The organism is Pseudovibrio sp. Alg231-02, from assembly GCF_900143565.1.
Taxonomy (GTDB): domain Bacteria; phylum Pseudomonadota; class Alphaproteobacteria; order Rhizobiales; family Stappiaceae; genus Pseudovibrio.
In genome coordinates, this window is record NZ_FREX01000001.1 from 98,346 (window position 1) to 119,274 (window position 20,929).

At 53.3% G+C, this 20,929-nt stretch carries 16 protein-coding genes; 8 read left to right on the forward strand and 8 right to left on the reverse strand.

Annotated features, from left to right (window positions below):
* Positions 1-14 precede the first annotated feature (14 nt).
* The 3 genes from DHN43_RS00350 to DHN43_RS00360 all read right to left on the reverse strand — a co-directional run bounded on the left by DHN43_RS00350 (position 15) and on the right by DHN43_RS00360 (position 3,209).
* Entirely contained in the window at positions 15-845 is an 831-nt protein-coding gene (locus tag DHN43_RS00350) for a carbohydrate ABC transporter permease (protein WP_063291991.1), read from the reverse strand.
* The gene (locus DHN43_RS00355; protein ID WP_063318657.1) at positions 845-1,753 is read right to left on the reverse strand and encodes a carbohydrate ABC transporter permease; all 909 of its coding nucleotides are present in this window, start codon (positions 1,751-1,753) and stop codon (positions 845-847) included. Before DHN43_RS00355 ends, DHN43_RS00350 begins: the two co-directional genes overlap by 1 nt.
* Positions 1,754-1,853: 100 nt before the next feature.
* Positions 1,854-3,209 carry an extracellular solute-binding protein gene (locus DHN43_RS00360; protein ID WP_057465212.1) on the reverse strand — a complete coding sequence of 452 codons (1,356 nt, stop codon included), beginning with the start codon at positions 3,207-3,209 and terminating at the stop codon, positions 1,854-1,856.
* Positions 3,210-3,480: 271 nt separating this feature from the next.
* On the opposite strand from DHN43_RS00360, the gene DHN43_RS00365 reads away from it, so the two are divergent.
* Together DHN43_RS00365 and DHN43_RS00370 are read left to right on the forward strand one after the other, a co-directional pair.
* Complete coding sequence (locus DHN43_RS00365; protein WP_108817369.1) at positions 3,481-4,539, forward strand: LacI family DNA-binding transcriptional regulator; 1,059 nt, start codon at positions 3,481-3,483, stop codon at positions 4,537-4,539.
* 13 nt (positions 4,540-4,552) lie between these two features.
* Positions 4,553-6,484 carry a DUF5054 domain-containing protein gene (locus DHN43_RS00370; protein WP_108817370.1) on the forward strand — a complete coding sequence of 644 codons (1,932 nt, stop codon included), beginning with the start codon at positions 4,553-4,555 and terminating at the stop codon, positions 6,482-6,484.
* A 78-nt stretch (positions 6,485-6,562) separates the two neighbouring features.
* On the opposite strand, the gene DHN43_RS00375 is transcribed toward DHN43_RS00370, so the two are convergent.
* Positions 6,563-7,759, reverse strand: coding sequence for an iron-containing alcohol dehydrogenase (locus DHN43_RS00375; RefSeq protein ID WP_108817964.1), 1,197 nt, complete (start codon positions 7,757-7,759; stop codon positions 6,563-6,565).
* 73 nt (positions 7,760-7,832) lie between these two features.
* Positions 7,833-9,455 carry a BCCT family transporter gene (locus DHN43_RS00380; RefSeq protein ID WP_208980913.1) on the reverse strand — a complete coding sequence of 541 codons (1,623 nt, stop codon included), beginning with the start codon at positions 9,453-9,455 and terminating at the stop codon, positions 7,833-7,835.
* A 164-nt stretch (positions 9,456-9,619) separates the two neighbouring features.
* On the opposite strand from DHN43_RS00380, the gene gcvA reads away from it, so the two are divergent.
* Positions 9,620-10,513: a transcriptional regulator GcvA gene (gcvA, locus tag DHN43_RS00385; protein WP_108817371.1), complete on the forward strand. Its 894-nt coding sequence runs from the start codon at positions 9,620-9,622 to the stop codon at positions 10,511-10,513.
* A 313-nt stretch (positions 10,514-10,826) separates the two neighbouring features.
* Positions 10,827-13,325 carry a CoA transferase gene (locus tag DHN43_RS00390; RefSeq protein WP_108817372.1) on the forward strand — a complete coding sequence of 833 codons (2,499 nt, stop codon included), beginning with the start codon at positions 10,827-10,829 and terminating at the stop codon, positions 13,323-13,325.
* Positions 13,326-13,454: 129 nt separating this feature from the next.
* Here DHN43_RS00390 and DHN43_RS00395 read toward each other — a convergent pair whose 3' ends face one another.
* The 3 genes from DHN43_RS00395 to DHN43_RS00405 all read right to left on the reverse strand — a co-directional run bounded on the left by DHN43_RS00395 (position 13,455) and on the right by DHN43_RS00405 (position 15,391).
* Positions 13,455-13,760 (reverse strand): hypothetical protein, encoded by a 306-nt coding sequence (locus DHN43_RS00395; RefSeq protein ID WP_108817373.1) that lies wholly within the window; start codon positions 13,758-13,760, stop codon positions 13,455-13,457.
* Between the two features lie 2 nt (positions 13,761-13,762).
* A complete protein-coding gene (locus DHN43_RS00400) occupies positions 13,763-14,374 on the reverse strand; it encodes a cytochrome c oxidase subunit 3 (RefSeq protein WP_063291983.1) in 612 nt (203 codons plus the stop codon).
* A gap of 93 nt (positions 14,375-14,467) precedes the next feature.
* A complete protein-coding gene (locus tag DHN43_RS00405; RefSeq protein WP_108817374.1) occupies positions 14,468-15,391 on the reverse strand; it encodes a LysR family transcriptional regulator in 924 nt (307 codons plus the stop codon).
* A 149-nt stretch (positions 15,392-15,540) separates the two neighbouring features.
* Here DHN43_RS00405 and DHN43_RS00410 point away from each other — a divergent pair, with 149 nt between their 5' ends.
* The 4 genes from DHN43_RS00410 to DHN43_RS00425 all read left to right on the forward strand — a co-directional run bounded on the left by DHN43_RS00410 (position 15,541) and on the right by DHN43_RS00425 (position 20,926).
* Positions 15,541-16,551: a TAXI family TRAP transporter solute-binding subunit gene (locus tag DHN43_RS00410; protein WP_063299238.1), complete on the forward strand. Its 1,011-nt coding sequence runs from the start codon at positions 15,541-15,543 to the stop codon at positions 16,549-16,551.
* A 169-nt stretch (positions 16,552-16,720) separates the two neighbouring features.
* Positions 16,721-18,943, forward strand: coding sequence for a TRAP transporter permease (locus tag DHN43_RS00415; RefSeq protein WP_108817375.1), 2,223 nt, complete (start codon positions 16,721-16,723; stop codon positions 18,941-18,943).
* Positions 18,940-20,190 carry an NAD(P)/FAD-dependent oxidoreductase gene (locus tag DHN43_RS00420; RefSeq protein ID WP_108817376.1) on the forward strand — a complete coding sequence of 417 codons (1,251 nt, stop codon included), beginning with the start codon at positions 18,940-18,942 and terminating at the stop codon, positions 20,188-20,190. Before DHN43_RS00415 ends, DHN43_RS00420 begins: the two co-directional genes overlap by 4 nt.
* A gap of 10 nt (positions 20,191-20,200) precedes the next feature.
* Positions 20,201-20,926: an aspartate/glutamate racemase family protein gene (locus DHN43_RS00425; RefSeq protein WP_108817377.1), complete on the forward strand. Its 726-nt coding sequence runs from the start codon at positions 20,201-20,203 to the stop codon at positions 20,924-20,926.
* The last annotated feature ends 3 nt before the right edge of the window (positions 20,927-20,929 follow it).

A 20,929-nucleotide genomic window follows, 5' to 3' on the forward strand; every position in this document is an offset into this window, starting at 1 on the left:
TTTTGTTCTTCCGATTATGCTTTAATGCCGCCGAAGAACCGGAAACCAAACTTCCAGTTTACGAACAGATAGAGAGAGATGACAGGGAACGAGTAGATCAGCGCATAGGCTGCAAGCAGCGTGACGATTGGCGTTCCAGCTTCCGAATAGAAGGAGTAGATGGCCACAGAAGCAGGCATCAGCTCGTCAGAGCGCAGCAGAATGAACGGGATCAGGAAGCTGCCCCAGATGTTGACGAAGGCCCAGACCACCACAACCACAATGCCCGGACGGATGACTGGCAGTGCCACATCACGGAAGGCCTGCATAGAGGACGCCCCGGCGACCATCGCGCTTTCCTCGTAGGACTTGGGGATGCCATCAATAAAGTCGCGCAGGATGAACATCGCTGTTGGCAGCAGACCGCCAGCGAAGACGAGGATTACAGCGACATGGGTGTCGATGAGGCCGAGTTTGGAGACGATCAGGAAGATTGGAACCATCGCCGCACTACCGGACACCACGGAGGAGAACAGCAGCAACAAGTATGTGATGCTTTTTTTGCCGGGAATGTCAGAGCGTGAGAGGGCATAGGCAGCCAAAGTTGCAGCAAACCCAACAAGAACCACGCCGCCAATGCTTTGGATGAACGAGTTCAGCAATCCGCGCATTGCGAAGGTGTTTTCAAAGACAGTGAAGAAGTTCTTCAGCGTAAACGGACTTGGAATTTCCAGTCCGAGTTCTGCCCGCGCGTTGAAGGGAGCGAACAGGAACCAGATCAAAGGCAAGGCGAAGCAGATGCCGATCAGGGCTGCAAGAACAGAGAAGCTGATACGAGACAGAATTTGCTGGAATGAGAGGGTCATTATTCTGCTCCCTTATGTTTCTGTTTTGCAATGCGCAGATAGAACAGAGCAAAGGCAAGGTTGATCAACATGATGACCACGCCAACGGCGGCCCCTTTGCCAAACTCAAAGTCTTTAAAGGCGACGCGATACGTGTAGATGGACAGCAGCTCGGTGCGGTACGACGGGCCGCCTTGCGTCAGCAGGAACGGGGTAAACACGTTGAACGTCCACATGGTGATGAGGATCAGATCTGTCACCACATGCCCTTTGATGAGCGGCAAGGCGATGTCTTTGAATTTTTGGAAAGACGTCGCGCCAGCAACATCAGCGGCCTGAAAGTAGCTTGGCGGAAGAGAGGCAAACGCGGAATTGAACAACATCATGGAGAACGCTGCCCCGCGCCAGGTGTTGAAGAACACGATTACCCAGAACGGATTGTCCAGCAACCAGTCCCCCGGCTCCAGCCCGAGTGCTGTTGTCAGCATGTTCAAGGTGCCGTTGTCGTAATCAAGGAAGGCAAACCAGGCGAAACCGATCACAACTTCTGGCAGAATCCAAGCCACGATGACGGCAGATTCAGAGAAGAGCTTCACGTATTTGGGTGTTGATTGCAGCAACCATGCGAGGATCATGCCCAGCAGTGCCTGCCCGATAAGCGCGGAGAGCAGCACAAACTGAATTGTAAGAATGAGCGAGAACCCAAACTGGCCCCGTGTGAAGAACGTTTCCATGTTGAACAAGGCGACGTAATTATCAAACCCGACAAACTCGGGGTTGAGAGCTGTTTTACCAAGCAGAGTTCTGTTGGTGAAGGAGACAAAGATCACCCAGAAGAAGGGGACGATCACAAATGCGCCGACAAGAGCCGCAGCGGGCGAGAAAAACAGCGTTCCCGCGCGCACAGACAACAAAGAGAAGTTCTTCAAAATACACCTTCCCAAGAAGGGAGATTACTGGATCGAAAGATCAGGAAGAGGATAAGGGCGCGCAACAGGAGCGCGCCCTGCCCCGGAGTTGGGGTAAGCCTTATTTGCTTACGGTGTTTTCTTCACCAACAATGGCTGTGACGTCAGACTTGTACTGCGCCATGGCCTGCTCTGGTGTCTGCTCGCCGGAGACAACTGCTTCTGTCATACGCTGAACTGCAACAGAGACTTTGTTGTAGTAGGCGTTGTTTGGACGGGCTGTGGTCAGTGGCAGAAGTGTCTGAGAGGTCTCTGTCAGGAAGTCAGAGTTTGGAATCCAGACATCATCACGAATACGAACGCGTGGGTTGATCGCCTGGAATGCATCCAGCTGCTCTTTGGAGTTCATGTAGGACAACAGCGCCCATGACTCTTTTGGAGCTTTGGAGTTTGGATTGATCACAAAACCCGTACCACCGGACATGGTCACGAAGTCCTGACCGCGGAAGCCTTTGCCCGGCTCTTGAGCAGGCATCTTCTTCCAGGTCATGTTGACGTCACGGTCTTTGACTTCAAATTCAGCGCCCGGCTTGGTGACTGAGCGGTAGAACCAGTCGCCTTCCACCAGCATTGCTGTTTTGCCATCGCGGAAGTTTGCGAATGTACGGTTGCGGCCATCACCCAGCAGTTGAGCGCGTTTGTCGCCAAGCTTTTCATCAACGTAGATGGTCTTATAAAGGTTCAGCGTATCGAGAATGCCTTGAGAGGAAACGATCCACTTGCCGTTCTCGTCCAGCATGCCTTCACCGGTGCCCAGAATGGCCATCCAGTAACCCTGCATGGTGGTTGCTTCACCCATGGAAACGCCCGCATTCAACTGAAGCGGAGCGGATTTAGGCATTGCCTTTTTGATGGTGCGCGCTGCATCCAGAACGTCTTTCCAGGATGTTGGCTGCCATGTGTCAGCGTCAATACCCGCCTGTGCGAAGATGTCTTTGCGCACAAAGATCATGCGGCTGTCAGTGCCAAGCGCGATACCGTAGGCCTTGCCGCCGTAGGACATCAGCTCTTTGGAGCCATCAGAAATGTGAGACCAGCCTTCCCACTGGTTCACCTCTGCGCCAGCAACCTCTTCCAATGGCTTCAGCAGACCTGCGTCAACAAAGTTTGGAATAAGGAAGCCGTCGAACGATGATACGTCCGCGCCAGCGCCGGTTGAAAAGTCCAGAGCAAGCTGCTGTGTCAACTGCTCGTCTTTTCCGGCAAACTCTTTAAAAATCACTTTTACGTCTTTGCCTGTGGCTTTCATCATGGTTTCAAAACCAGGAATGACGCTTGTTTTCAGCCAGACAGCAGCTGCACTGTTCACGCCGCCTTCCACACAACGGCAAGTGATGGTGACGTCCGTTGCCATTGCTGGCCCGGCCAATGCTGTGGCAGCTGCAAGACCCAATGCATAACTACGCAATTTACTCATCTAAATTATCCCCCCAGGGCATCCTGTGTTGGTGTGCCTTGTCACTAATCTTGAGAAATCGATCAGTGAATTTAAAATGAACACGTTTTCATTATTCGTCAACACTCAAGAGAAAATCAAGAGGATTCTAAAATATTACGCCAGCAAATATTTTACAGAAACGGCACAAAACTGTCATATTTTCGTCGTGCATAAAGAATGTTCGATTGACATCCTAGGGTTATATACGGCATTAATAGTGAACACGTTTTCATAATTTGAGTGGTTTTGAGTGTCAGAGCATCCAAACATCCAAGAGGCGAAACGCCCCGAACGCGCGACGGCAGATACAGTTGCCAAACTTGCAGGCGTATCGCGAGTCGCTGTTTCACGCGCTTTCAATCCACATGCCTCTTTGAAGAAGGAAAAGCGTGATCTGATTCTCAAGATCGCGAAGGAGTTGGGTTACACGCCAGACATGGCGGGCCGCGCGCTGGTGACACGCCGATCCCATCTGGTGGGAGTGATCGTACCGGATGTATGCAGCCCATGGGAATCGCAGGAGATTGATGCACTGACCACTGCCCTGCAAGGGGAAGGCTTTGCCACGCTGCTCTTTAAGACCCGCACTGACCAGAGCATGGATGAGCGGTTGCTGACCTATATGAAGGGCTTCAACCTAGACAGCATCATCGCTTTTGCCGAGAACGTTTCACCTGATACACTAACCCATTCGCTGGGCCGTGCCGTGCCGATTTACGTGAGTTATTCGGAGGATGGCAGTTTGCCAAACCAGCCGGGCTCCACGTCTGTCTTCGACCGCTTGATTGTGGACCAGAAGACCGGCATCGATCAGGCTGTTGCTTTGATGCAGGCATATGGCTGCAAGGACTTTGCCTATCTTGGTGGTACGACCACATCCCTTGCAAATACAGAGCGTGAGCGTGCATTTAAAAGCATCATGAAAGAGCGTGGTTTGCCAGAGCCGCTGGTGTTGCAGGGCGACTATACCTATGAGACCGCCCTCGCCTCCACGCTGGACCTGTTCAAGGTTGGCGAAGGCGTTGATGGCATTTTCTCTGCAAATGATGTCGGTGCATTTGGCGTGATTGATGCGCTGCGCTTTCAGCTGGGCCTGCGGGTTCCTGAGGATGTGAAAGTGGTTGGCTTTGATGACATCGCTCAGTCCGGATGGCTGAGCTACAACCTCACCACTGTGAAAATTGATCTGGAAGATCGTGTCCGGGCTCTCGTACGGCTTATCTTGCGGCGCCTTAAAGACCCCAATGCCCCAGCCATGACCGAGACACTGCAGACCCGCCTGATTGTGCGCGGTACTGTTGGCTCATAAGAAGCAAAGAAATATGTCCCCAAATACTATTCACCTGATTTTCAAAACCCATCTGGATATCGGTTTCACTGATCATGCGGAGAAGGTCCGGCAGCGTTATCACTCCTATTTTTTACCGCAAGCGCTTGATACGGCGGAGCATTTCTATTTTGAAAACCCGCAGGACCCGAAATTTCGCTGGACCACGGGCGCATGGCTGATCTGGGACTATCTAAACGAGGCGTCAGCTGCTGAAGCAAAGCGTCTGGAAGCTGCGATTGAGAAGGGTCTGATCCGCTGGCACGGATTGCCGTTCACGACACATTCTGAGCTGATGTCACCGGCCCTGTTTGAGGCTGGTCTTTCCTATTCCAAAGAGCTGGATGAGCGGTTTGGGGTGAAGACTATTGCCGCCAAGATGACGGATGTTCCTGGGCATACGCTTGGTATTGTGCCGCTGATGGCGAAAGCTGGCATCAAGTTTTTGCATCTGGGGGTCAACACCGCCTCTCCAACACCAAAACTGCCGGATGTGTTCCGCTGGCAGGCCCCTTCCGGTGAGGAGGTTCTGGTGCTCTACCAGAACTCCTATGGTGCGACGCAGTTTATTCCGGGTGTTTCTGATGGCCTGAGTTTTGCGCATACGGAAGACAATATCGGGCCGCAGAACATCGGACAGACGGTGAATGTGTACCGTGCGATGGAGCGGCAGTATCCAAATTATCAGATCAAGGCAGCGACGCTGGATGAGTTTGCCGAGGTGCTGTGGCCCCACCGGGATAGCTTCCCCGTTGTGAGGCAGGAAATCGGCGACAGCTGGATCCATGGCAGTGCGACTGATCCTGTAAAGTCAGCCCAGTACCGGGCATTGCAGCGGGTTTACGATCGTTTTGCTGACGACAAAATCACGCCGGAGCAGCTTTCTTTTGGCCGCAAGCTTTCCATGGTGGCAGAGCATACGTGCGGGGTAGATATCAAAACCTATCTACGCGATGAACAGGCGTGGGATCGTGGGGATTTTGATGCTGCACGCCAAAACGATCCACGCTTTCAGTATGCTGAAGCGTCCTGGGCTGAACAGCGGGCTTATTGTAAGGATGCCGTTGCTGCGCTTGATAAGGGTGACCAGAAGATTGCCAGGGCAGCGCTTAAAGAGCTGTGTTGCCCTCTTCCTCATGCTGGTCCGTTTGAGATTATCAATGAGGCCGGGTTTGGTGGCTGGTCCATGGAGATTGATAGTGACACCGGTGCTATCAAGCGGCTTACAACACCAGATGGAAAAGACCTGTTTGGGCTGGATGACAATCTGCTTTCGTTTGCCCATGAAACCTATGATGCGAGCGATGTCAAATCGCATATGGATGCCTATCTGACCCACGAAGAAGAATGGGCCATTTTAGATCACATCAAGCCGGGACTGGATAAGGTAGGGACTGCGACGTCCAAAAGCCATTGCCCGAAATTTGAAGGACTTGCGATTGCCGACGATCACGTCGTTCTTTCCTATGTAATGGCCTCGGATATTCCCGGCGCGACATCCAACATTCAGCTGGCACTGAATGGGTCAAGCGACAAGCTGGAGATTACGCTGCGGCTTTACGGTAAGATTGCCAATCGGATGCCTGAGGCTGGGTTCCTGCGGTTTGCGCCAGATGGTGCGGCACGCTGGCAGTTCGATAAGACCGGATATTGGGTGGATGCCCATGACCTGCCGGATATGAGTGGCGGCCAGTTGCAGGCGATCTTTGGGGCGAGAGCACAAGCAGATCAGGAGATCCGCATTGTGCCGCTGGATACTCCGCTTGTGGCCCCTGCTGATTTGCCGTTTATGCCGTTTCAGCACAGGGCACCTGCTTATGATCAGGGGCTTCGGTTCAACATCTACAACAACAAGTGGGGCACCAACTTTCCGATGTGGTGGGAAGGTGACTTTAGCGCCCGGTTTGTGTTGGAGATTGGCGCTTAATTCGCCAGAGCCACAATAAAAAAGCCAGCTCACGGCATTGGACGTGAGCTGGCCTCTCGGGAGCGTAGGAATTTCAGTTTATTCAGCTGCAACAGACTCGCTGTCGGAGCCACGGGCATCCCACAAGCCCTGATAGATTTCCATCATCTCAGCAATGGTTGGCGTGACCGGGTTGTTGCCCGGAGAACCTGAGGCGAGCGCCTGCTCTGCCATGGTTTCGCAGCGGTCCATGAATTCCTGACGATCAATGCCAAACTCTTCCGGCGTTGGTACGGAGAGCTCATCATTCAGGGCACGCAGCTCAATCAGGAGCTTGCGATTTGCCATAGCATCATCATCCTGCTGGGATGCAAAACCCAATGCGCGTGCAGCCTGAGCGTAACGCTCTGGTGCAGCCGGAATTGAGAAGGCTGTCACATCTGGCAGAAGCATCGCATTGGAAAGGCCGTGCGGCACGTGGAAGAATGCGCCAATCGGGCGGCTCATACCGTGCACCAGAGCAACGGATGCGCTAGAGAACGCAACGCCTGCAAGGGTTGAGCCGAGCATCATCTCTTCACGTGCTTTTTCGTTGTTGCCGGTGTGGTAGACTTCACGCAGGTTCGGGCCGATCAGCTTCAGGGCAGGCAGTGCCTGACTGTCGCTGTATGAATTTGCCTTTTTGCTGACATAGGCTTCGAGCGCATGGGTCATGGCATCAATGCCGGTGTCCGCGGTGATGCGTGCTGGCAGGCTCATGGTGAGTTTGTAGTCCACCAGTGCGGCAACAGGCATGAAGCCGATGCCAACACACAGCATCTTTTCGCCGCGCTCTTCATCTGTGATGATGGTGAAACGGGTTACTTCCGTGCCAGTGCCAGCAGTTGTTGGAACCGCAATAACCGGCAGGCCCTGCTCCGTGACGTCTCTCGGGAAGCGGTAGTCGCGCATTTCCCCGCCAAACTTTGCCAGAATCGCAATGGCTTTTGCGCTGTCGATCGGGCTGCCGCCACCAAGGGCTACGATGCAGTCATAGCTGTCTTCCCGCGCCTTTTCCACACCCGGAAGGATGGAGGCGACGGTTGGCTCAGGCAAAGTGTCTGCAAAAACTTCGCTTTCAATGCCCTCAGCCTTCAGGCTTTCCTGCATAGATTCGGAATATCCCAGCTGAACCATCATGGGATCTGTGACGATGAGAGGCTTTTTGCAGCCGATTTTTGCCAGAACTGCAGGCAATTGAAGGGCGGCTCCCGCACCAACTTGCATGATGCGCGGCAGAATGATCTGAGATGTCATGAGAATGAACCTTTGGTTATTGTCACCATCTGGGATGCCGGGAACATCCCAGATGGTTCGGGGTGAGAGCGCCTTACTCGGCCGGGGCTGCAGCAGGGGCTGCATTGCCAGCTGAATAAGGATGCTCTTCGTCATCTATGGTGGAGATGATTTCTGAGACCTCGAGGTGGAGTGATTTAAGCAATCCCCACGTGGTCAGGATCAGCACGAAGGAATACGGCAGAGCCGCCACGATCGAAGCTGTCTGCAAGGCTCGCAAGCCACCGGCGAACAACAGCACCGCAGACACGGCGCCAATGGAAAGGCCCCAGAAGATGCGGTAGCGGTTGGCCGGATTCTCGTCGCCCATGGACAAGATGGTGCAGATCACGAGCGTCGCGGAATCCGCAGAGGTTACAAAGTACGTCACCAGCAAAACTGTACACATCGCCGCGCCGAGGATGGTGAGCGTGGAGCCCAGATCCATCAGTTCGATGGTTGTGTAAAGAGCCGAGGTGATGTCCGCATTCACCGCTTCCGTCACGCCGCCAGCACCGAACAGTTCAAGGAACATTGCAGTGTTACCGAAGGTGGTGATCCAGAATGTGGAGAGCAGCGTTGGTGCCAGCAATACGCCGAGCAGGAATTCTTTAACCGTACGGCCTCTGGAGATGCGCGCGATGAAGATGCCAACAAATGGCGCCCATGCGATCCACCAGCCCCAGTAGAAGATGGTCCAACCACCCTGCCAGCTGTTGCTCGGATCAGTCTCGACCCAGAAGCCAAGCGGAATTGCGTTGGTCAGGTAGTCGCCCAGATTGGTTGCAAAAGACCCGAGAATGTAAACGGTCGGACCAAAAATGAGGAAGAACACAAGCATCACCATGGTGAGGTGCATGTTGAATTCACTCAGGATTTTGATGCCCTTGTTCACGCCGCTCAGGACGGACATGGTTGCCAGTACGGAAATGACCGCAATGATGATGATCTTGTTGGTGATGCTAACTTCAAAGCCGAACAGGTAGTTCAGGCCGGTATTCATCTGCTGGGCTCCCAACCCAAGAGATGTCGCAATACCGAAGACTGTACCGAAAACTGCAAGCAGGTCAGCAGCGTGGCCGATTGGACCGTAAATCTTATCACCAAAAATCGGATAGAGCCCTGAACGAACGGACAGCGGCAGGCCTTTGCGATAGTGGAAATAAGCTAGTCCCAGACCGGAGAGTGCAAACAGTGCCCAACCATGCAAACCCCAGTGGAAAATACTGATCCGCATTGCAATTTGGGCGGCTTCTACGGAGCTTTCCTGCCCTTCTGCGATAAACGGATTACTTTGGAAGTGGTAGATCGGCTCTGCGATACTCCAGAACAGAATCCCGATACCGATGCCGGCCCCAAAGAGCATCGAGAACCAGGAAAAGAAGCTGTATTCCGGCTTTTCGTCATCTTTGCCCAAGCGAATATTGCCGTAACGGCTCATGGTCATCGCGAAAGCCAGAAACAGGAAAAAACTGACCAGACCAATATAGTACCAAGATAGATTATTTGCGATGAAACCTTTGGCTGAATTGTAAAGTGAGCCAGCAGTTTCAGGAACCATTACAGTAAATAAAACAAACGCAATGACGAGTACTGTAGACCCGACAGCCATAACAGGATTTACACCTGTAAACAGGCCCTCCCCCGTCCTTCTTTCAGTATTGCTGTTATTATACATTTGTCCCCCTCAAGCTTTATTTTTGCTGTCCTGATTGAAGGTTGAATTTTTGCCGGAGGGTTAAATTGTTATCAATCAACAAAAAAAGACCCAATGGTATAAAAATATTTATGAATAGTTTTACGTAGAGTATGAAATTCTACCCATACGAATGGGAGAAGTTAATGAAGAAGAATTTACCCCCGCTCAATTGGCTCAGGGCATTTGAAGCGTCGGCGCGTCATCTCAGCTTTACGCATGCATCAACAGAGCTCAACCTTACGCAGGCAGCGATCAGTCACCAGATCAAGGGCCTGGAGTGTCAGTTGGGATCTGTGCTGTTTAAACGATTGCCGCGTGGCCTGGAGCTGACAGATGCGGGGGCGGCGTATTTGCCGGCAGTCCACGAATCCGTGGAGCGCCTGAAGGCGGCAACGGAGGAAATCTTCGGTCAGGGGCAGAACAATCTGCTGACTGTGAAGATCAACATGGTGTTCTTCATGCGCTGGCTTGCCCCGCGTATGAAAGAGTTTCGCAAGCTGCACCCAAAGATCAACCTGCGTGTCACCTCCAATATCTGGCTGGACAACAAAGAAACCTCTGGTGACTGCGATCTGGAAGTGCGCTACGGGCGGGGAAAATGGCCGTCAGTTCAATGTGATCGACTGACACGAGACGAGCTTTTTCCGGTTTGCAGCCCTTGTTATCTGGATGAAAACGGGCCGTTAGAGTCGCCAAAAGACCTTGCAAATCATAGTGTTTTGCATGTGATTGGCTATCAGGAAGGCTGGGGATACTGGCTGAAGCAGACCAAGCACAGTGATGTGGAACTGCGGCAGAGCTATCAGTTTGATACGCTTGTCACGGCTCTGGAAATGGCAGCTTTAGGAGAAGGCGTTGCTTTGGGCAGAACAAGTCTTGTGGAAAATGCACTGAAGTCCGGCCAGCTGGTTGCTCCACTGGAAAATCGCGTTCCGACGGAAGAAGCGTTTTATCTGGTTTACTCCAACACAAGCCTTGAGCACCCGCATGCTGTCACCTTCAGAAACTGGCTGCTGCAAGTAATACATGAGGGGTAATCTCCCTTTTGGGCAGGACACTGTCCCCGCTGCACAGGCGGCATAAAACAGGTTTGGTGGAAGAAATTTCAGCTTCCACCAGTCCGGCAAAGGCAAAATCAAACAGTTCAGAATTAGACGAGCTACAAAAATTTTTATGCCTGCACCGAAATTTAAATTGCTGGTTTCTACGTAGGTGCCTGCCTATTGTTTTTCCAATGAAGTGAACCGTTGCTGCGAAGCATTTCACCCATAACAATCTGAAATCAAAGACATAATTATGTCTGGAATAAACTGAGAACTGCCGATGGGCGGTTTCTGAGGATGATGTTGCATGGAAAAAAGACTTCCCCTTGAAGGTGTCAGAGTTGTTGACTTCGGTCAGCAGATTGCAGGTCCAGCTGTTGCTATGATCCTTGCGGATATGGGCGCAACTGTTATTCACGTCGATCCGCCTCAAGGGCCTCAGTGGGATCACCCGGCAAATGCGATTTTAAATCGTAACAAGAAATGCATCCGGCTTGATCTGAAGTCAGAAGCTGGCTTGCAAAAGGCGTTTGACCTGATTGCAGCAGCCGATGTGGTGCTTGAAAGCTTCCGTCCAGGCAAGATGAAAGACCTTGGTGTCGATTTTGCTGCGCTGCGTGCTGAACGCCCTGAGCTGGTTACACTTTCAGTCCCGGGATTTGCCAGCAATGATGAGCTGCGCCGTGAATGGAAAGCAACGGAAGCCATTGTGGCCGCCACATCAGGCGCGTTCACCGACATGGGCTTCAACCGTGTTCTTATGGGTCTGAACCCAAGCTTCTCACCGCTTCCATTGGGCTCTTCTTATGCCACGACAATGGCGGCCAGCTCTGTTGTGATGGCTCTTCTTGCCCGTGAGAAGACAGGCCGTGGTGATACGATTGAAGTGCCGATTGCAGCTGCTCTTATGGAAGGCCTTTCTTACAATTCAGTTGTGATTGAAGGCATGCCAGAGCGCTACATGACGATGCGCGAGCACGAGATTACCCATCGCCGTGAAAATGATATCGAGATGGATCTTTCCTATGAAGATCTACAGGAATACCTCGATCCGTTCTACCGGACCTATGAGTGTGCAGATGGCCGTTATTTCTATGCGGTCTGCCCGTCTCACCGCAACCACGCCCGCCGCTGCCTGCAGGCTCTCGGTATTTACGAGGAGCTGCTTGCTGAAGGTCTTCCTGAAGTAAACAACCTGCACCTGCCGATTGCAGAGTGGGACGGGGAAACGTCTATTGGTGTTTATCCGCTTCCGAAAAAGTGGGCTGATATCATTTCTGTGAAAATGAAGAAGGTGTTCCTCACTAAAACCTCTGATGAATGGGGCGTTATCTTTGGTGAAGGCCAGATTCCGGGTGCTCCACATCGCACCACGCAGGAATGGGTGAACAGCGAGCACTGCAACACGTCCGGTCTGATTGTCGAAGTGAACGACCCTGAATACGGCCTGATGAAACAGCCCGGTCCTGTTGTGTGGTTTGAGGAAATTGTAGACTACCTGCTCACTCCAAAACCACGCGAGAACGTAACCTTTGAAGAGGCTTTAGCTACCCTGAAAGCCGTTGGCGACACGGGCTCTTTGCCTGCTCCAACAGCTCCAACAGCAGACAAAGACGGCTGGCTCAGTGATCTGCGTATTCTGGATCTGACCAACGTGATTGCGGGTCCGCATTCCACTGCCTTCCTTGGTCGGTTTGGTGCTGAGGTGATCAAACTGGATCCGGTGAAGCCGCTTTACGATCCGCTGATTGGTACGCTGTTTACGTTCCAGACCAACATTGGCAAGAAGAGTGCGCTGGTGGACATTACTACGGGCGAAGGCCGTGAGGCTTTTGAGCGTCTGGTGAAGTCCGTTGATCTTGTTGTGATCAATGCCCCTGACCGTCAGATGAAGCCGCTTGGCCTTGACCATGACAGTTTGCAGGCGATCAATCCGGGCGTTCTGTTCTGCCGTCTGGACTGTCTTGGTGGACCAAAGCCGGGACCGAAGACCAACTACATTGGTTATGATGATATCATTCAGGCCAACAGCGGCATCATGAGCCGGTTTGGCGGCGTTGATACACCGGAAGAGCATGCGCACCTTGGTACGCTGGACGTGAACTGTGGCTTTGCTGCTGGTCTTGGTATGGCGTTGTCGCTTTATCACAAGCACAAAACCGGAGAGACCTCCCGTGCGCGGACCTCTCTGTCAGCGGTGACTAATCTGGCGCAGATCAAGTTTGCGTTTGATTATGAAGGCCGTGCCCCGTTTGATGAAGCATCCGGACGTGATGCCCTTGGCAACCACGCGCTCTCACACTTCTATAAAGCCTCTGATGGTTGGATCTTTATGGATGCAGAAGACCACGAGCTTATTGACCTTGCACAGGTTGAAGGTCTGAGCGGTGTGGAAGAAGCCAATGACACCGCTGAGTTCCTGCGGGTTGCGTTTGAACAGGACACTGCAGAAAGCTGGTGTGAGAAGCTGAGAGCAGCGGATATTGCAGCGGCTCAGCCTCTGGGCATCGAGCATCTGCGCGACACGTACACCCGGACGGCTGATGGTGCGGTTGGTATTGATCGTGGCAGTTACGCATTTTCCACCTATGAGGATCACCCAAGTGGGCACCGCGTGACGCTGATCGACCATTATTCCATCCGGCCAGAGGAAGCCGCTATCCGCGCCTTGCCTAGCACTGAGGCTTACGGCAATTCCACACGCGAAGTGCTTGCCGGTGTTGGATACAGCGATGAGCAGGTGGATGACATGATTGAACGGCGGATTGCTGGCACCGGTTGGGGCCGAGAGTTCCTGCCGAGCTGATCCCTCAAAAACGTATATCCCTTTCCCATAGTAGGGGCCCACACATCAGGGATATGCTTTAATGGAACCCCCTCACAGCGCTTCAGGCCTTGTGAGGGGGTTCTGCTTTTTGGTGTCTTGTTCAGGTCTTTATTGCGAAAGCGCTGCTGAGCCGTAGGTGAGCAGGGCTGCACAAATCATTGTTAAAGTGAAAATCATAGAGGTGAGCATGGAGAGCCATGCAGGGCATCTGGTCAGGCCAAGGTATCGGGTCAGGATGATCCGCGCCTTAAACAGGATCAGCGCGGCGATGATCAGTGGGCCGACATAGACAAGCAATTCGCTGCTGAACAGGCTGAGGCCGTAGCCGAGCAGTGTGAGTGCAACCAATACTACCCAGGCTTTGAGCAGATCGTTCATCTGGATGCTCTTAGAGGTCGTTTTGTTGGTGTCCATGATTATAGCCCCTGCCCCATGAGATAGAAAATGGGGAAAATGATCACCCAGATCAGATCAACCATATGCCAGAAGGCTGTGCCCGATTCCATATTGTCCTCGGTGGGCCACAGGGCGATAATGCCGAGTATGATCAGGCCAAAGATCACGTGGGCCAAATGGAACCCGGTGACCAGATAGTAAAGCGTATAGAATGTGTTGGTCTCAACATTGAGGCCAAGGGCAAGCTTTTCCTTGTATTCGAAAATCTTGAGCGCGATGAACACGACGCCAAGGCTTCCTGCTCCCAGCAACGCCAATCTTGTCTTCACAATCTCTTTGATTTTGGCAAAGCGCACCGCGATGGCGGCGAACAAGCCTGAGGTGAGCAGGATGATTGTGTTCAAGGTGGCAAGAGGCACATTGAGGTGCGTTCGTGCCTCGCGGTAAATCTCCGGATTGAGCAGCTCATTGCCAGCGAAGGCCCACAGCGCTCCGCCGAACACGAGGATTTCGCTGACGATCAGGATCCACATCATGGGATCACCGGGCAGATTTTCCAATGCCCAGGGAGAGACAGGCTGGTGATAGACCCGTTCTGCAGTCTCGTTTTCTTTCTGGCAAACCTCGTCCATTACGCCCTTCCAGCCGATATGAGTGTTTGATGGCAAAGTAGATCGGTTTGCCTGCGTGGTCCTTGTTGGAGCGCTAACTGTAGCTGCTCTTTGCTATCTGATTGGCTGATTGATGGTTTGTTCCACCCAGTTTTGCCAGGAGGAGACGAATGAGCTTGCCAATCGGGACAGTGGACGCTGGTGCGGCACGAGGATGGAGTAGCCGAAGGGCACTGTTGGCTCGAAGGGCAGGAACACGATTTTGGAGGCATCTCCGCGGCTGCGCTGATAGCTGACCGCACTCAAAGCATCGACAACTGCGCAGATCTGCCCGGCTTCGACAAAATGAAACAGCGGCAGGAAGTATTGGGTATCGATGCGGATATCAAAATGCGCATCACTGGATTGGAACGCGGCTTTGGTGGCCTCAAAGGTGGAGTGACTGGGCTGGAGCACGCCCATGGGCACACCGTCCAGATCCTTCGCGTGGATCACCTTCTTGTTTGCCAGTGCTGATGTTTTCGGGACAGCGCACAGGCAGGTGCATGGGATTGTGGTGTTGTGAGACAAGACATCCTGCTCCGTGCCTACAGCTGCATCACAAAAGCCGATGTCAAAGCTTTGTGCGGCGATCAGGTTGAGGATTTGCGGTGAGCTGCGGGTTGCCAGAGTGACCTTCACCTGCGGTTTGTCCTCGATGAAGTTGCTGATGAATTCGGGCAGCAGATAGGAGGATGGACCGGGCATGGCAACGATACTCAACGAGCCTTGCACCTGATCGCGCATGTTGCTGAGGTTCTGCTCAACCGTCTTTAAACGATCCAGAATGCCTGAGGCCTCCGAGAGCAAATAATGGGATTCCGGGACAGGAATCAGTCGGCGGCCTTCACGCAGAAAGAGCGGCATTCCTAAATCATCTTCCAGTGCTTTGAGCGATGCGCTGACGGCGGGCTGGGTGCGATGAAGGTTTCGTGCAGCGCGGCTGACCGATCCGGTTTTCATAATTTCGCGGAAAACCGCCAGTTGCTGCAGGTTCATGGGCACCTCAATATATAAACAAAATCTATCATAACCATAATATTTCGAATTTGCTTTTATGAATAAGGCTAACCACCATGAGGCCAATAATTATAAATACCTATCACCTTGAATTGGGCTTATCTGAATTTATTAGAGGGGGGATACTCATGGGATTATTCAGTAAATGCGCCGGGATTGCGCTTGCTTGCACGATGATCAGTGGTGCAGCAGTTGCGCAGGACATCAAATTTTTCCGCATTGGTACAGGAGGTGCTGGCGGAACCTACTTCCCGATTGGCGGGATCATTGCCAACGCAATTTCCAACCCTCCGGGCTCTCGTCCGTGTGATCAGGGCGGCAACTGTGGTGTTCCAAATCTGGTGGCGATCGCGCAGTCAACCAACGCGTCTGCGCACAATGTGAACGCCATTCAGGCGGGCCAGATGGAAGCGGGCCTGACCGGTGCTGCGACACTTCATTTTGCCTATCACGGCTCTGGTAAGTATGAGGGCAATGCCAAACCAGACCTTCGTGTGATTGCAAACCTTTACCCTGAGGACTTGCATCTTGTACTGCCAAAGGGTGGTGAACTGGACAGCCTTGCGGACCTGAAAGGCAAACGGGTTGGAATTGCGCAGGCAGGTTCTGGAACGCAGATTGCTGTTGAGCTCATTCTCGGTGATCACGGCGTCAATCGTGACAATATTGATGAGGCAGAGCTCAACAACTCTCAAAGCGCGGAGCGGACAGCTGATGGTCAGCTGGATGCCTACTTCTATGCTGCGGGAACCCCGGTTGCTGCCATGATCCAGCTGGATAACACCAAGGGCATGGATCTCTATTCCTTCACTGAGGCTGAAGTTGCTCAGGCGAACAAGACTGTTCCCTACTACATTCCTTCCACCATCCCTGCTGGCACTTATCCGGGCGTGACGCATGACACCAACACGGTGGCAGTGAGCGGCATGTTTGTGACCAATGCTAATATTGATGAGGAACTGGTCTACGAGATCACAAAGGCGCTTTGGTCTAAGACCGCCCGTAAACTGCTGGATAACGGACATCCGAAAGGCAAGGTCATCACCATGAAGAGTGCGCTTGATGGAATTGATGGAATTGGCGTGCCGCTGCACCCGGGTGCTGAGCGATACTACAAAGAAGTTGGCCTGCTCGATTAATCGCAGTCTGACTTAAAACGGCAGCGGGAGTGTTCTTCCGCTGCCTTCTGTCGCCACCGGTGGTTCAGCCTTGCCGCATGCTTTTGTTTGCGCAGCTGTTGGTGTTGGGATGAGATAGCCCAACACGCTCTTACCACCGCATGACGCACCCCAGACCCGGGAGGGTTCCATGCCCCTACAATCGCACCTTGATAACAAGGCTCTGGAAGAGCTGGAGAAAAAGTATGACTCCGCTCTCCATACCCGTGACAACGGGCCAATCCTGACAAAAGTGGTTTATTGGGCGACCATTGCCTATGCGCTCTATCACTTCTGGACCGCCGGATTTGGCACGCCGGTTGATTATGTTCACATGGGCATCCATCTGGCCGGGCTGTATTTCTTCATTTTTCTGGCGTTTCCCTTTCTCAAATCTGATCGTGCCCTAGCCAATACGCCCGGTAAGTTCCTGAGCTTTGGCAATGTGCCGCTGCTTGACTGGGTGATCATGATACTGGCGATGATGGGATCGCTGTATCTGTGGTTCAGTTGGCGCGGGTTTGACCTTTTTGGCATCCAGGTTTCTGAGCAAGCCTTGCGGCAAGGCAATCCAGCCGGACCGGATATCTTCTTCGGCACCATCATCATTTTAACTGTGCTGGAGATCGCGCGCCGGACCATTGGTATCGTGCTGCCGCTGATCATTCTGGTCTTCATCGGTTATGCGCTTTTGGGGCCATATATTCCAATCCAGATCCTGAAGCATCCGGGTGTGGACTGGCGGCAGTTCGTCAACAACATGTACTTCCCGTTTGAAGGCATTTTTGGCGTTACGCTCTGGGTCGTTTCAACTGTTGTGTTTCATTTCGTGCTGTTTGGTGTTGTGGCGCAGCGCATGGGGCTTGGGCAGTTCTTCGTTGATAATGCGATGATCCTAGCCGGACGCTATACAGGCGGACCTGCGAAGGTTTCCGTTGTCTCCTCCGCTTTCTTCGGCACTATCTCCGGCTCTTCCATCGCCAACACGGTTTCCACCGGTTCGCTGACCATTCCCAACATGAAGAAGCTTGGGTATCCGGGGCACTTTGCAGGCGGTGTTGAAGCAGCGGCCAGTGCGGGCGGACAGATAACACCGCCGATCATGGGGGCTGCGAGCTTCCTGATGGCCGAGTATCTGGAAGTGCCTTACACCACCATCGTGATTGCAGCGATTGTGCCTGCTCTGATGCACTATATCGGCGTCATGTCCATCGTGCATTTCACCGCAAAACGCCTTGGGCTGGAAGCCTACCCTAAGGACCAGATCCCGCAGTTTGTGCAGGTCTGGCGTGAGGGCTGGTTTACGGTACTGCCGCTGATCGGGCTGCTCGTGGTACTGTTTTCTGGCTACTCGCCCAACATGGCTGCGTTTATTGGCATTTCGCTTTGTGTTGTTGTTGGCTTTTGTGCCATCGATAAGCCGCTGTCTCTGACTGTGCCACTTGCCTTGCTGGGTTTCATTTTCTGGAAGGCCTCGCCATATTCCGGTGAAGGATTTTCGCCAACGATGGCCGGGGTACTTGGCGCGCTGACCTTGCTGGGCTGTTTGCATCGCAATGAACGCCAGAGCTTTAAAGATCTGTTCGACAGCTGCCATGTGGGTGTTCAATATGCGCTGGCCGTGGGCGCTGCCTCTGCTGCTGTTGGTATTGTGGTCGGTGTGATCAACACGACCGGTGTTGGCTTCCGTCTTGGCTTTATGGTCACCAACGGCGCTGCAGATATGGCAGCCTCACTAGCTCCGCTGCTTGACTGGACCTCTCTGGAAGTGTTCGGGCAAGCCTCCATTCAGCAGTTCCTGTCTCTGGTTCTGATCGCTATTGCCTGTATTTTGATGGGTGCTGGTCTGCCGACTACAGCGCTTTACATCATGCTTGTCGCGGTGGCTCAACCGGCGCTGGCACAACTGGGTGTGCCCGCTTTGGCAACGCATATGTTCGTGCTTTATTATGGTGTTATCTCCGAGATTACACCGCCGGTTTGCGCCTCAGCGTATGCTGCTGCGGGCATTGCAGGGGCAAACCCGTTCAGGACTGGTGTGAGTGCCTTTACCTTGGGGCTTGGCAAACTCATGGTGCCGATGGTGTTCGTCTATGCGCCAACCATGCTGATTGTTTTGCCGGAGTACTTCACCCTCGTCTCGTTCTTGCAGGTCACGCTGACCTGTGCGCTGGGTGTGTTTGCTATTGCAACGGCGGTTTCCGGTTACTTTATGGCTCCGCTCAACGGCCTGTGGCGTGTGCTGATGGCTATTGGCGGATTGATGCTGGTTGCTCCAAGTCTGGGGTCTGATCTGGCCGCAATTCTCATCATCGCGCCTGTCTTGTTCCAGCAGGTTTCCAGCCAACGCAACTTGCAGGCGGCGACACAATGACAGAAGCTGTAGTACCTGATGTCACTGTGCTTGGTGCGGGGTTGGTTGGCATTTGCTGTGCTCTGTCTCTAGCCGAGAAAGGCTTGCGCGTGCACATGGTTGACCGGGATGCTCCCGGTCAGGCCACCTCTGCTGGCAATGCGGGGATTATCTCGCCGTGGTCCGTGGTGCCGCAATCCATGCCGGGTCTTTGGAAGAAGGTGCCCGGCTGGTTGATGGATCCGCAAGGTCCGGTGACGATCAAGCCCAGTTACCTGCCTCGCGTGGCCACATGGGGCCTGCGTTTTCTCTATGAGGGACGACAGGAGCGCATTCAGCCGATTGGCGATGCCATGCATGCACTCAATCATGACTGCATTGAGCTTTACCGCCATCACCTTTCCGGTACCGGGCACGAGGGCTTGCTGCAAGACAGCTGGTATGTGCATGCGTTTCGGGATGCCTCCCAGATTGATCTGGATGGACCGGATTATACCATGCGCCGCGCTGTGGGGGCTGAGATTGAGGAGATTGGTGCTGCGGCCTTACAAGATCTGGAACCTGCTTTAACCCATGAGTTTGACGCCGCCGTTCTCATAAAGGGACAGGCACGGGCCGTTTCCCCCGGTAAGATCGGCGAAGTGCTTGCCGACAAACTACGCCAGATGGGCGGAACCATTGAGCAAGCCGAGGTGCACTCCATCACGCCAAAAGACGGCGGCGGCTGGAGATATGTGACGGAGACAGGCGAGCATTTTGCACCGAAACTGGTGCTTTCCATGGGCGTCTGGTCTGCCAAGCTGCTGAAACCACTTGGGGTCAAGGTACCGATGGAGGCTGAGCGTGGCTACCATGTGTCCTTCAGCAATCCCGGTGTTGCCCTCACGCATTCCATCATGGATATGGACATGAAGTTTGTCGCCTCCACCATGGAGAGCGCCATTCGGGTTGCCGGAACGGCTGAGTTTGCCGGGCTTGATGCGCCAATCAATCAAAAGCGATTGGATGGTTTGGTGGGGCTTGCCAGCAAGCTGCTACCGGACTTGCGGATGGGTGAAATCAGCACATGGTCCGGACAACGCCCCAGCTTGCCCGACAGTTTGCCTTGCATTGGCGAAGTTGATGGATTTCCGGATTTGATTGGCGCGTTTGGACACAGTCACTACGGCCTGATGATGGCCCCGAAAACCGGCAGGTTGGTTGCTGATCTGGTGACCGGCACCACCCCCAACATCAATATGACCCCCTATCACGTGACACGGTACTAAAGGATTTCGCATGACCATTCATCCTGGTGGCCAGAACATTTGCGGCGTTTCAATCGGCGTTCTTTCGCTGGAAAGCTATTTCCCCAAGCCTCCCGGCCACATCAAGAACCCGTCGAGCCTGCCGTTTACAACGACCTATGAGATCCTACATGGATTGACGGTACAAAAACTGCTGGCTGATCCCTCGCCTGAGTTGCTTGAGCCGATCCTCAGCGCCGCTAAACGGCTGGAAGATCAGGGCGTACATGCAATCACCGGGTCCTGCGGTTTTCTGGCGATCTTTCAAAAGGAGATCGCAGCAGCCGTTTCTGTTCCAGTTTTCGTGTCTTCGCTCATACAGGTTCCCCTTGCCTACCATATGACCAATGCACCCGTTGGGGTCATCACAGCGTCCGCTGCCTCTTTGACGGACAAGCATCTGGAAGGTGTGGGCGCTGCCCATGTGCCGATTGTGGTTCAGGGGCTGGATGAGGCCCCTGAGTTTTCCGCGGTGATCTTACGCGGTGAACGCACGCAGATGGACCTTGGCAAGGTGACAGAAGAGTTGTTTGCTGCGGCAGATGACATGATTGAGCGATCACCGGATATCGGTGCCGTGGTTTTGGAATGCACCGACCTGCCGCCTTATGCGCATCAGTTGCAAGCGCGTATTAAACGGCCAGTGTTTGATATCATCACTCTTGCCAGCATGGCACATTCGGTGGCGCATCGGCACGCCTTTCCCGGATTTATCTGAGTG

What these genes read in the sequence shown, in the direction of transcription:
- DHN43_RS00405 (WP_108817374.1), bottom strand. Translation starts at nt 15,391, where the DNA reads ATGAACCTGCAGCAACTGGCGGTTTTCCGCGAAATTATGAAAACCGGA.
- DHN43_RS00420 (WP_108817376.1), top strand. Translation starts at nt 18,940, where the DNA reads ATGACAGAAGCTGTAGTACCTGATGTCACTGTGCTTGGTGCGGGGTTG.
- DHN43_RS00360 (WP_057465212.1), bottom strand. Translation starts at nt 3,209, where the DNA reads ATGAGTAAATTGCGTAGTTATGCATTGGGTCTTGCAGCTGCCACAGCA.
- DHN43_RS00400 (WP_063291983.1), bottom strand. Translation starts at nt 14,374, where the DNA reads ATGGACGAGGTTTGCCAGAAAGAAAACGAGACTGCAGAACGGGTCTAT.
- DHN43_RS00395 (WP_108817373.1), bottom strand. Translation starts at nt 13,760, where the DNA reads ATGGACACCAACAAAACGACCTCTAAGAGCATCCAGATGAACGATCTG.
- DHN43_RS00425 (WP_108817377.1), top strand. Translation starts at nt 20,201, where the DNA reads ATGACCATTCATCCTGGTGGCCAGAACATTTGCGGCGTTTCAATCGGC.
- DHN43_RS00380 (WP_208980913.1), bottom strand. Translation starts at nt 9,455, where the DNA reads ATGTATAATAACAGCAATACTGAAAGAAGGACGGGGGAGGGCCTGTTT.
- DHN43_RS00370 (WP_108817370.1), top strand. Translation starts at nt 4,553, where the DNA reads ATGTCCCCAAATACTATTCACCTGATTTTCAAAACCCATCTGGATATC.
- DHN43_RS00415 (WP_108817375.1), top strand. Translation starts at nt 16,721, where the DNA reads ATGCCCCTACAATCGCACCTTGATAACAAGGCTCTGGAAGAGCTGGAG.
- DHN43_RS00350 (WP_063291991.1), bottom strand. Translation starts at nt 845, where the DNA reads ATGACCCTCTCATTCCAGCAAATTCTGTCTCGTATCAGCTTCTCTGTT.
- DHN43_RS00390 (WP_108817372.1), top strand. Translation starts at nt 10,827, where the DNA reads ATGGAAAAAAGACTTCCCCTTGAAGGTGTCAGAGTTGTTGACTTCGGT.
- gcvA (WP_108817371.1), top strand. Translation starts at nt 9,620, where the DNA reads ATGAAGAAGAATTTACCCCCGCTCAATTGGCTCAGGGCATTTGAAGCG.
- DHN43_RS00410 (WP_063299238.1), top strand. Translation starts at nt 15,541, where the DNA reads ATGGGATTATTCAGTAAATGCGCCGGGATTGCGCTTGCTTGCACGATG.
- DHN43_RS00375 (WP_108817964.1), bottom strand. Translation starts at nt 7,759, where the DNA reads ATGACATCTCAGATCATTCTGCCGCGCATCATGCAAGTTGGTGCGGGA.